This window comes from Rhizobacter sp. (assembly GCF_031412075.1).
Lineage (GTDB): Bacteria > Pseudomonadota > Gammaproteobacteria > Burkholderiales > Burkholderiaceae_C > Rhizobacter.
Map to the genome: position 1 here is coordinate 1 of NZ_JANOCG010000263.1, position 11,257 is coordinate 11,257.

The 11,257-nt window shown below is 66.4% G+C and carries 11 protein-coding genes and 1 pseudogene; 6 read left to right on the forward strand and 6 right to left on the reverse strand.

Annotated elements, in window-relative coordinates:
• The 5 genes from hisG to RMO40_RS09510 form a co-directional block, all read right to left on the reverse strand.
• Nucleotides 1–612, reverse strand: a 612-nt coding sequence (gene hisG / locus RMO40_RS09490; RefSeq protein WP_309719641.1) for an ATP phosphoribosyltransferase, incomplete at its 3' end; no start/stop codon positions are given.
• Nucleotides 609–1,868: a UDP-N-acetylglucosamine 1-carboxyvinyltransferase gene (murA, locus tag RMO40_RS09495; protein WP_309719645.1), complete on the reverse strand. Its 1,260-nt coding sequence runs from the start codon at nucleotides 1,866–1,868 to the stop codon at nucleotides 609–611. The genes murA and hisG, both read right to left, overlap by 4 nt.
• Before the next feature lie 93 nt (nucleotides 1,869–1,961).
• Nucleotides 1,962–2,231, reverse strand: coding sequence for a BolA family protein (locus RMO40_RS09500; RefSeq protein ID WP_296687587.1), 270 nt, complete (start codon nucleotides 2,229–2,231; stop codon nucleotides 1,962–1,964).
• A gap of 16 nt (nucleotides 2,232–2,247) precedes the next feature.
• Complete coding sequence (locus RMO40_RS09505; RefSeq protein ID WP_309719681.1) at nucleotides 2,248–2,982, reverse strand: ABC transporter permease; 735 nt, start codon at nucleotides 2,980–2,982, stop codon at nucleotides 2,248–2,250.
• 29 nt (nucleotides 2,983–3,011) lie between these two features.
• Complete coding sequence (locus RMO40_RS09510; RefSeq protein ID WP_309719652.1) at nucleotides 3,012–3,917, reverse strand: ABC transporter ATP-binding protein; 906 nt, start codon at nucleotides 3,915–3,917, stop codon at nucleotides 3,012–3,014.
• Nucleotides 3,918–4,021: 104 nt separating this feature from the next.
• On the opposite strand from RMO40_RS09510, the gene RMO40_RS09515 reads away from it, so the two are divergent.
• From RMO40_RS09515 to RMO40_RS09540, 6 genes and pseudogenes are all read left to right on the forward strand, one after another.
• Nucleotides 4,022–4,684, forward strand: a complete 663-nt coding sequence (locus tag RMO40_RS09515) for a TetR/AcrR family transcriptional regulator (protein WP_309719655.1) — start codon at nucleotides 4,022–4,024, stop codon at nucleotides 4,682–4,684.
• A 22-nt stretch (nucleotides 4,685–4,706) separates the two neighbouring features.
• A complete protein-coding gene (locus RMO40_RS09520) occupies nucleotides 4,707–5,480 on the forward strand; it encodes a hypothetical protein (protein ID WP_309719658.1) in 774 nt (257 codons plus the stop codon).
• Nucleotides 5,481–5,634: 154 nt separating this feature from the next.
• On the forward strand, nucleotides 5,635–6,201 hold the full coding sequence (locus RMO40_RS09525; protein ID WP_309719660.1) for a DUF3501 family protein: 567 nt from the start codon (nucleotides 5,635–5,637) through the stop codon (nucleotides 6,199–6,201).
• Between the two features lie 22 nt (nucleotides 6,202–6,223).
• The gene (locus RMO40_RS09530) at nucleotides 6,224–7,489 is read left to right on the forward strand and encodes a DUF2325 domain-containing protein (protein ID WP_309719662.1); all 1,266 of its coding nucleotides are present in this window, start codon (nucleotides 6,224–6,226) and stop codon (nucleotides 7,487–7,489) included.
• Between the two features lie 59 nt (nucleotides 7,490–7,548).
• Nucleotides 7,549–9,699, forward strand: a complete 2,151-nt coding sequence (locus RMO40_RS09535; protein WP_309719666.1) for a TonB-dependent siderophore receptor — start codon at nucleotides 7,549–7,551, stop codon at nucleotides 9,697–9,699.
• A gap of 20 nt (nucleotides 9,700–9,719) precedes the next feature.
• Nucleotides 9,720–10,892 (forward strand): annotated as a pseudogene (locus RMO40_RS09540) (PepSY-associated TM helix domain-containing protein); the annotation flags it as partial.
• A gap of 8 nt (nucleotides 10,893–10,900) precedes the next feature.
• Here RMO40_RS09540 and RMO40_RS09545 read toward each other — a convergent pair.
• Nucleotides 10,901–11,257 (reverse strand): FGGY-family carbohydrate kinase (locus tag RMO40_RS09545; RefSeq protein ID WP_309719674.1); only part of this gene is annotated, 357 nt, incomplete at its 5' end.

Sequence of the window (11,257 nt, forward strand, 5' to 3'; positions counted from 1 at the left end):
GTCGATGATCTGGCGGATGGCTTCGCGCTTCACTTTCAGCGCCGCCTGGTTCACCACCAGGCGGGCGGAGATCTGCATGATGTGCTCGACCTCGACCAGGTGGTTGGCCTTGAGCGTGCTGCCGGTCGACACCAGGTCGACAATGGCATCGGCCAGGCCGGTCAGCGGCGCGAGCTCCATCGAGCCGTAGAGCTTGATCACGTCGACGTGCACACCCTTGTCGGCAAAGTGATCGCGTGCGCAGCTGGTGTACTTGGTGGCCACACGCAGGCGTGAGCCCTGCTTCACCGCGGTGGCGTAGTCGAAGTCATCACGCACCGCCACGCTCATGCGGCACTTGGCAATGCGCAGATCGAGCGGCTGGTAGAGGCCCTGGCCGCCGTGTTCGAGCAGCACGTCTTTGCCGGCCACGCCGAGGTCGGCGCCGCCGTATTGCACGTAGGTCGGCACGTCGGTGGCGCGCACCAGCACCACGCGCACGTCGGGGCGGGTGGTGCCGATGATCAGCTTGCGCGATTTTTCGGGGTCTTCGAGCACCTCGATGCCGGCGGCTTTCAGCAGCGGCAAGGTCTCTTCGAAAATGCGTCCCTTGGAGAGAGCCAGAGTAATCATTTGATTCGCTCGATGTCGGCGCCAATGCCGCGCAGCTTGGTTTCCATCTGGTCGTAACCACGGTCCAGGTGGTAGATGCGCTCGACCACGGTCTCTCCATCAGCCACCAGACCGGCGATGACCAGGCTGGCCGAGGCGCGCAGGTCGGTGGCCATCACAGTCGCACCCGACAACTGATCCACCCCATGCACCACCGCCGTGTGACCATCGACCTCGATCTTGGCGCCCAGGCGCACCAGCTCGTTCACGTGCATGAATCGGTTTTCGAAGATGGTCTCGGTGACCTTGGCCGTGCCCAGCGCAATGCAATTGAGCGCCATGAACTGCGCCTGCATGTCGGTCGGGAAAGCCGGGTACTCGCTGGTGCGAAAGCCCACCGCCTTCAGGCGCTTGTCGCCTCTGACGCGGATCCAGTCGGCGCCCGCCTCGATGCTCACGCCGGCATCGCGCAGCTTGTCGATCACCGCGTCGAGGTGGTCGGCACGCGCACGCCGCAGCACCACGTCACCACCGGCGGCTGCCACGGCGCAGAGAAAGGTGCCGGCTTCGATGCGATCCGGCACGATGCGGTGGTTCACCCCGTGCAAACGCTCCACACCCTGGATGCGGATCTTGCTGGTGCCATGGCCTTCGATCCGGGCGCCCATGCCGATGAGCATGTTGGCCAGGTCGGGAATCTCGGGCTCTTGCGCGGCGTTTTCCAGCACCGTCTCACCCTCGGCGAGCGTGGCGGCCATCAGCAGGTTTTCGGTGCCGGTCACCGTGACCATGTCGGTCGTGATGCGGGCACCCTTCAGCCGCTTGGCGCGGGCATGGATGTAGCCATGCTCGACCGTGATCTCGGCCCCCATGGCCTGCATGCCCTTGATGTGCTGGTCGACCGGGCGCGAACCGATGGCACAGCCACCGGGCAGTGACACCTTCGCGTCACCAAAACGCGCCAGCAGCGGGCCGAGCACCAGGATGGAAGCGCGCATGGTCTTCACCAGGTCGTAGGTCGCTTCGCGCGAGCTCACGTTGGCGGCGTTGATCGAGACGGTGTCGGGTTCGGCTTCATTGCGCTCGGCGGCCACACCCAGCATGCGCAGGAGCTTGAGCGTGGTGTTCACGTCTTGCAGGCGCGGCACGTTGGTGAGCGTCACCGGCTCGGCGGTCAACAAGGCAGCGCACAGCTCGGGCAACGCCGCGTTCTTGGCGCCAGAGATCGTGACTTCGCCCTGGAGCCGTCGGCCACCGCGAATCAGAAGTTTGTCCATGGGATAAGACTTTCTTGGCTGCCCCAATGACCACCCCGGCTCTCGAACCCGCTGGCGCAGGCCCGCCAGCCGCAGTGAACACTGCGGCGGGTTTCAGTGGTGGTGGGTGGAGGCCGGAGCGGGGCTTGCAGCCCACTCGGCTGGGGTCAGCGTCTTCATGGACAGGGCGTGGATTTGCTCGCGCATTCTATCGCCCAGCGCCTGGTAAACCCGCTGGTGGCGCACCACCCGGCTCTTGCCTTCGAACTCGGCCGACACGATGGTGGCAAAGAAATGGCGGCCATCACCCTCAACCTGCAAGTGATCGCAGGCCAGGCCTTGCGCGATGTAGCGCTCGACTTCGGCGGGGGTGGGTTCAGCCATGATGTCGCGGATTATCTCAGTGTCTGATCTTGTAGCCGATTCGCAGCAAGTGAAGGCACAGCGAGCAGACGACCGCGAGGCTTGTTGCCACCACCGCCAGGCTCGTCCAAGGTGATACGTCGCTCACCCCGAAGAACCCATGCCGAAAGCCGTCGACCATGTAGAAAAACGGGTTCAGGTGGCTCACCGTCTGCCAGAACGGCGGCAGTGATTTGATCGAATAGAACACGCCCGACAAAAACGTCATCGGCATGATGATGAAGTTCTGGAAGGCGGCAATCTGGTCGAACTTTTCAGCCCACAGGCCGGCGATCAACCCGAGCGCGCCCATCATGGCCGCACCGCACAGCGTGAACACGATGATCCACAACGGGTTGGCCACCGGCGGCGGGGCAAACCACACCGTCACCAGCAGCACGCCCAGGCCCACCACCACACCCCGCGCCACCGAGGCCCCCACATAGGCCACGAACCAGGCCCAGTGGCTGAGCGGCGTGACCAGCAGGAAGACGAGGTTGCCGGTGATCTTGCTCTGGATCAGCGACGAGCTGCTGTTGGCAAACGCGTTTTGCAGCACGCTCATCATCACCAGGCCGGGGATGAGGAAACTGGTGTAGCCCACCTCGCCGAACACGGTCACGCGGCCTTCGAGCACGTGGCCGAAGATCAGCAGGTACAGCACGGCGGTGAGCACCGGTGCGGCCACGGTCTGGAAGCTGACCTTCCAGAAGCGCAGCATTTCTTTGTACATGAGGGTGCGCGCACCCGACAGGGCTGCGATCACGCGGTCACCTTCATGATTTCAAGGAACACATCTTCGAGATCAGCCCGGCCGATCTCCAGGTCTTCAGGCTGACAGCCGGCGGCGCGCAAAGTAGCCAGCACCTGCTCGACCTCCGCGGCATCGTGCGCCGTCACCTGCACGATGCGGCCGGTCACACGCGCTTGAGCCATCAACGAGGGTGGCAGCGGCGCGTCCATCTTGAAGCGCATCATCGTGCTCGCCGTGCCGGCCAGCAGCGCCGAGGTGCGGTCCAGCGCGACCACACGGCCCTGCTTGAGCATCGCAATCCGGCCGCACAGCGCCTCGGCTTCTTCGAGGTAGTGGGTGGTCAACAAAACGGTGTGGCCTTCCTTGTTCAGACGGGCGACAAACTGCCACAGCGTCTGGCGCAACTCGACGTCCACCCCCGCCGTCGGCTCGTCGAGCACGATCACCGGCGGGCGGTGCACCAGCGCCTGCGCCACCAGCACACGGCGTTTCATGCCGCCGGAGAGCTGGCGCATGTTGGCGTTGGCCTTGTCGGCCAGGCCCAGGCCGGCGAGCAGCTCGTCGATCCAGGCGCCGTTGTGGCGCACGCCGAAGTAGCCGCTTTGAATGACCAGCGATTCGCGCACGCTGAAGAAGGGGTCGAACACCAGCTCCTGCGGCACGATGCCCAGCTGGCGACGGGCGGCCGCGTAGTCGGCCACCACGTCGTGGCCGTGCACCAGAACCTGCCCGCCCGTGGCTCGCGTGAGACCGGCCAGGATGCTGATCAGTGTGGTCTTGCCGGCGCCGTTGGGCCCCAGCAGACCGAAAAATTCACCGGGCTGGATGTCGAAGCTCACACCGTCCAGGGCACGTACCTCGCGGCCAGCGCTTGCGTAGGTTTTGCTGACGTTCTGGAACGAGATGGCGGGCATAAGGGGCGCGATTGTAGGCAGGCGGCTCTTTTCTCGCTGGCGTCGAAACCTCGGTCTGGTGCTAGATTCCCCGCCAGGCTCGATACAAGAACCACGAGACAACAATGGCCCCTCCCCCCAAGAAGCCGCGCCGCACGGCAGAGCGCATCCTGGAAGTGACGTTGGAGCTGTTCAACCGCTTCGGCGAGCCCAACGTCTCGACCACGCTGATCTCGGCCGAGCTCAGCATCAGCCCCGGCAACCTCTACTACCACTACCCCGCCAAAGACGAGCTGATCAACACGCTCTTTGGCCGCTACGAAGAAGCACTCAACCAGCTGCTGCATGCCGCCGACGACGTGCGCAATGTCGAAGACGCCTGGTTGTTCTTCCACATGCTGTTCGAGCTGATCTGGCGCTACCGCTTTCTCTACCGCGACCTGAACGACCTGCTCAGCAAGAACCGCACGCTGGAAACGCACTTCCAGGCGGTGCTGAAAAACAAGTCACTGGCGGTGAAGGCGGTGCTCGACGGCCTGTCGCGCGGCAACGCCATCCAGATCAACGCCCGCGAAGCCGAGCCCACGGCCACCGCGATGGTGGTGGTGCTGACCTACTGGCTGAGCTACGAATATGTGCGCGACCCGCGCAACGCGCTCGAGCCCGAAAGCGCCGGCGCAGCCTTGCTGCGTGGCGCCTTTCACGTGTTGAGCCTGCTGCTGCCTTACCTCGAACCCGGCCAGCGCGAGCACCTGCTCGGCCTGGTCGGCAACTATCAAAAGCCCTGACCCCAAAACCGGAGACAACACCATGGCCAAGTGGACTGCCTTTCCCTACGACGCTGCCGAGTACACCTACGACGCCGCCACGTTGAAGAAGAAATGGGCGCGGCTGCACGCGGGCGACGCCGAGCCCTTGCCGAAAGACGACAAGGTGCTGGCGGCCTGGGCGATGTTCCACGCCGGTGAGTTCCAGAAAGCCACCGAGGCCGGTTTGAAGGCGGGCGGTGCGGGCATCACGGTCGCCAACAAGTCGCAATCCATCTACGCCAACTACCTGGAAAAGAGCGAAAAGACCAAGTTCGCGCTCTTCCTCGAAGTGGCGAGCCGCGCCGAAGCGCAGGCCGAAGAAGACCCGAAAAACGCCAACGCCCACTACCAGATCGCCTACGCGCTGGGCCGCTACAGCCAGGGCATCAGCGTCGCCAAGGCACTCGCCCAAGGCTTGGGCAGCAAGGTGAAAGCCGCGTTGGAGACCGCCATCGAGCTGCAGCCCAAACATGCTGATGCGCACATCACGCTGGGTGCGTTTCACGCCGAGGTGATCGACAAGGTGGGCTCGCTGCTGGGCCGCACCCAAGGCGCGAGCAAAGACGCCGGGCTCACCAATTTCAAGGCCGCGCTCAAGCTCAACCCCACGTCGGCGATCGCGATGGTCGAGTACGCCAACGGGCTGGTCATGCTGGAAGGCGACAAGAGAATGAAAGAAGCCGAGAAGCTCTATGCCGACGCGGCCGCCAGCGTGCCGTTGGACGCGATGGAGCGGCTGGATGTGGAGATGGCCAAGGCTGAATTGGAAGACTGAGCAAAGGCCTTGCTTGCAAATGCGAACCATTCGCATTAAAGTCCCGTCACCCTGAACAAAAAGGGCCGTCTCACCGGCCCTTTTTTCATCCAGGCGCCCTGCATACGCCAGCCTTGCCGCCAGCCGTGCTTCCCTCAAGAAGACGGACTGGACCATGGCCCATCTCTGCGCGCCGCCTGCCCGCGAGCGTGAAAAACACCGGCAAAACCTGATCGCCCACCGCTGTGAGCGCAGCCTCGCGCTGGGGCCGCGCATGTGGCTGCAGTTCGAAGACGAACTGACGGTGCATCACCAGATTCAAGAGGTGCTGCGCGCCGAACCCGGCGCCAACCTGCAGCACGAGACCGACACCTACGCCCACTTGCTCCCCGACGGCAACAACTGGAAGGCCACGCTCTTGATCGAGTTGCCCGACGCGGTGGAGCGCGCCCGCGAGTTGCCCCAGCTCAACGAAGCCGCGCACCGTCTCTACATCGAGCTGCCCCACCACCCGCGCGTGTTGGCGCAGGCCAACGAAGACCTGCCCGACCGCCACCTCACGCGGCCCTCGGCGGTGCACTTTCTGCGCTTCCAGTTCCCTGCGCCGCTGCGTGTGGCGCTGCTGGCCGGCGCCAGCGCCTCGCTGGGCTGCGCACACGACCAGTACGCGTTTCGCCGCCTCATCCCGCTGGCCATGTTGGAGCGCCTGCGCTGCGACCTGGTCACTCGCCGTGACGACTGAGCGCCCCCACCGGAGATTGACCATGTGCCAAACCGACCCCGACCAACTCCAAACCCTGGTGCGCCAGGCCGCGGCTGAAACCTGCGCCACGGTGTTGTCGACCACCCCACCGTCCAAAGGCTCGCGGCGCCGCCGCTTGTGGGAGCTCGACAGCCACGCCCACTGCCCCGTCGTCGGCGTGTGCATGCCGATCGCCGCGCTGCGCCGCCTGGTCGACAAGGTTCTCACCGGCCAAGCCCTGGCCGACGACTACGAGCTGCACTGCGGCGTGATCGCCGAGTGCCGCCTGCGCACGCCCATCGCCGAAGCGGTGCAACGTGAGCTCGACCGCCGCTGCATGCTGCCGCTGCGCCAGGCCGCCCAGGCCAAGACCACCGAAGCGCTGGCCGCTTGGTGGCATGAATCGTCGCAAGGAAAAGACCTGGCCGGCGTCTTCTGGGCCACGCTGACCCACGCACGTTGCACCCCCGCGCTCGAGCACCAGGTGCTGGGCGAGGTGCACATGCTGCAGCACCAGGTGGGCATGGCACGCCGTGTCGACCTGCAGCACTTCGAGAGCCTGATCGACGAAAACGCCGTGCTCGCCCGCGAGCTGGGCGCCGCGCAGCAACGCAGCACACGCCAGGCCGACGAACACCGCCAGCGCATCGAGCAGCAACAAGGCCAGGTGGTGCAACTGCGCGCGCAACTCATTGGCCGCGACACCACCATCGCCACGCTGCGCGAAGACCTGCAAACACTCGAAGCCGCCGCACCCGGCTTGAAGGGCCGCTTCGAGCTGGCGCGCGAAAACGAGCGCCAGGTGGAGCGCATCCACCAGTTGGAGCGGGCGTTGCTGCAGGCCCAGCAAGAGGCCGAACGCCAGCGCCGCCTGCACAACAAACTCAGCGACGAGCTGCTGCGCCGCGACGCCGTGGTCGCCGAGCCGGCCGATGCGCCCGAAGCGGTGATGCGCCTGGGCGACCGCGCCGTGCTCTGCGTGGGCGGCCGCCCCGCCAGCGTGCCGGTGTACCGCCACCTGATCGAGCGCACCGGCGGGCGCTTCCTGCACCACGACGGCGGCGACGAAGACAGCCCCGCCAAGCTCGACTCCACGCTGGCTGCCGCCGACCTGGTGATCTGCCAGACCGGCTGCATCAGCCACGACGCCTACTGGCGCGTCAAAGACCACTGCAAGCGCACCGGCAAGCGCTGCATCTTTGTCGAAAGCCCGAGCGCCACCGGCCTCAAGCGGGCGCTGCTCGCACTCGTGCCCACCACCGCGGGCGAGCCCTCGGCAGCACCTTGAAAACCCGGTGCTTCGCGCCCGGCCTTTCCCGTTTCCTGTTCTCCCACCGCCTCACGTCAATGCACAACAACAAAACGTTTCCGCGCGCACCCCGGCGCCACGCCCACGCCCTTGCACTGCTCGCACCCCTCGTCCTGGGCCCGCTGGGCGCAACCTGCGCCCACGCCCAAGTCACCGCGCCCGCCGAGGCCTCCTCGGCGCCTGAAACCACCACCCTGTCCGCCGTGCGCGTGAAGGCCCACACCTCCGAGGTCGAGTCGTACGGTGCGCGCAAAAGCCGCTCCGCGACCGGGCTGGACCAGACGCTGCGCGACACGCCGCAATCGGTGTCGGTGATCACGCGCACGCTGATGGACGACTTCAAGCTCGACAGCATCGACCGCGCGCTGACGCTCGCCACCGGCGTGACCGTCGAGAAGATCGAGACCGACCGCAGCTACTACACCGCCCGAGGCTTCGACATCGTCAACTTCCAGATCGACGGCATCGGCATGCCGCTGGTCTACGGGCTGCGGCATGGCGACCTCGACACCGCGGTCTACGAGCGTGTCGACGTGGTGCGTGGTGCGAATGGGCTGATGAACGGCGTGGGCAGCCCTTCGGCGGCTGTCAACTTCGTGCGCAAGCGCCCCACGCGCGAGCTGCGCGCCTCGGCCGGGCTGAGCCTCGGGTCCTGGAACGACCGCCGGCTGGACGCACAGGTCTCCGGCCCCCTCAACGACGCGGGCAGCTTGCGCGGGCTGCTGGTCTTGGCCGCGCAAGACCGCGACGCCTACCTCGACCGCTACCACCACCGCAAGACCGTGTGGAGTGGCGTGCTTGAGGCCGACATCGGCGAGCACACCGTGCTCGCCGTGGGCCATACACAGCAGAAGAACCGGCCGCGCGGCACGATGTGGGGCGCACTGCCACTCGTTTTTACCGACGGCACGCCGACCGACTACGACGTCTCCACCAGCACGGCGCCGGAGTGGACCTACTGGAACACCGACACCGACGTGAGCCACGCCGAGCTGCGCCATGACTTGCGCAACGGCTGGCAAGCGACGGCGCGGCTCATGCACACCGAAGTGACCGCGCGCGGCAAGCTCTTTTATGTGTACGGCACGCCCGACCGCAGCACCGGCAGCGGCCTGGCCACGTGGCCGTCGCTCTACCACATGGACCAGCGCGAAGACGTGCTCGATTTGCGAGCGAGCGGCCCCTACCGCCTGGCGGGCCGCGAGCACGAGCTGATCGTCGGCGCCAGCAGCGCGCGCTCCACCTTGCGCGACCAATCGGCCTACGGGCCCATTGGCGACCCGCTGCCCGACCTCTCCACATGGAACGGCGACTTCGCCGAGCCGGCGTGGGGCGACCCGGTCGACGGCAGCGACTTCCGCGACCGCCAGCACAGCCTCTATGCCGCCACGCGCCTGCACCCCATCGACCCGCTCAAGCTCATCGTCGGCGCCAACGCCACTTGGCTGAAGGGTTCCGGCACCAGCTACGGCGACCCTCGGGCCCGCGACGAGCACAAGGTCGCGCCCTACCTCGGGGCCGTGTTCGACCTCAGCGAGCACTACTCGCTCTACGCCAGCCATACCGCCATCTTCAAGCCACAAAGCGAGCTCGGTGCCGACTTGCAGCCTCTCTCGCCCGTCCACGGCAAGGCGCTGGAGGCGGGCGTCAAGGGCGAATGGCTGGGCGGGCGGCTCAACGCCTCGGTGGCCGTCTTCAAGTCGCGTCAAGACAACCTCGCCGCCTGGAGCCGCACCGAAGGCGTGAACGAGATCTACGAAGGCGTTGACACACGCTCGCAAGGCATCGAGCTGGAACTGTCGGGCGCCCTCACGCCACGTGTGCAGGTGCTGGCGGGCTACACCCAACTGTCGATCAAGGACGCCAACGGCGCCGCCGCCCGCACGTTCACCCCGCGCCGCCAGCTCAGCCTCGCCGGCACCTGGCGTGCGCTCGGTGCGCTCAAGCTCGGCGCCACGCTGCGCTGGCGCGCCGCGGTCCACCGCGACGAGGCGGGTGGTGTCGTGATCCGCCAACCCGCGTATGCCTTGCTCGACCTGATGGCGCGCTACGACTTCAACGACCACTGGAGCGCCCGGCTCAACCTGAGCAACGTGACCAATGAGAAGTACCTGAACAGCCTGTACTGGAGCCAGGGCTACTACGGCGAGCCGCGCAGCGCCAAGCTGAGCCTGAACTGGGCCTACTGACAACTCCGCCGAGGCCACACGTGCGCATCACCCTCGTTCTTCTTCACCGCTGGTTCGGCCTGGCGGCTGCGCTGTTCCTCTTCATCGCCGGCGCCACCGGCGCCGTGATCTCGTGGGACCACGAGCTCGACGCGTGGTTGAACCCGCATCTTTACCAGGCGCGCAGCAGCAGCGGCGCTGCGATGTCGCCACTCGCACTGGCACATCGTGTCGAGGCCGCCGACCCGCGCGTTCGCGTGACCTTCATGCCGCTGCAGATCGAACCCGGCCACACCTTCGTGGCCTCGGTCGCGCCGCGTGTGAACCCGGCCACCGGCAAGCTTTTCGAGCCGGGCTACAACCAGGTCGCCCTTGACCCGGTGAGCGCCGAGGTCCAGGGCCGGCGCGAGTGGGGCAAGGTTTCGCTCGCGCGCGAGAACCTGCTGCCCTTCCTCTACAAGCTGCACTACAGCATGCACATCCCCGAGGGCGTGGGCATCGAGTTCGGCATGTGGTTGATGGGCCTGATCGCCATCGCCTGGGTGTTCGACACCTTGATCGCGCTGTGGATCTCGTTCCCTCGCTGGGCCGCCTGGCGGCGCTCGTTTGCCGTTCGCTGGAAGGGTGGTGGCCACAAGCTCACCTTCGACCTGCACCGCTCGGGCGCGATGTGGGTGTATGGGCTGGTGCTGGTGCTCGCCATCACCTCGGTGGGCATGAACCTGCGCGACCAGGTGATGCGTCCGGTGGTGTCTTGGTTCTCCGAGCTGTCGCCCTCGCCCTTTGCCAGCCGCGCACCGGCCGCCCCCGAGCAGCCCATCGAGCCCAGGGTGACGCCCGAGCAGGTGATCGCACTCGCACACGCCGAGGCGCAGCGCAGGGGCTGGACCGACCCACCCGGTGGCCTCTTCACCTCCACCACCTTCGGCATCGTCGGCGTGGGCTTCTACAACGTGGCCAACAGCCACGGCGATGGCGGCCTGGGCAACCCGTGGCTGTATTTCGACGCCCGCACCGGTGCTGCCGCGGGCGCCGATGTGCCCGGCACCGGCAGCGCGGGCGACATCTTCATGCAGAGCATGTTCCCGCTGCACTCGGGCCGCATCATCGGCACCACCGGCCGGGTGCTGATGTCGATCATGGGCGTGCTGATCGCCATGTTGTGCGTCACCGGCGTGCTTATCTGGGCGCGCAAGCGGCGCGCGCGCACGCGGGTTGCGCCTCAGACCGCCGTGGTCTTGCGCACCGCGTGCTCCCACTGCGCCATCAGCTCTTCGGCGCGGGTGCGCGACATGGTCGGGCGGAAGGTGCGGTCCACCTGCCACTGCGCGCTGAGTTCGTCGAGGTTGCTGTACACACCGCACGACAAACCGGCGAGGTAAGCGGCACCCAGCGCCGTCGTCTCGATCACCTTCGGCCGCACCACGGGGATGCCCAGCAAATCGGCCTGGATTTGCATCAGCAAGTTGTTGACGCAAGAGCCACCGTCCACTCGCAGCTCAGCCACCGGTGAGCCACCCGCGTTGACCGCGTCGCGGCTCATGGCTTGCAGCAGCGCCGCACTCTGGAAGGCGATGCT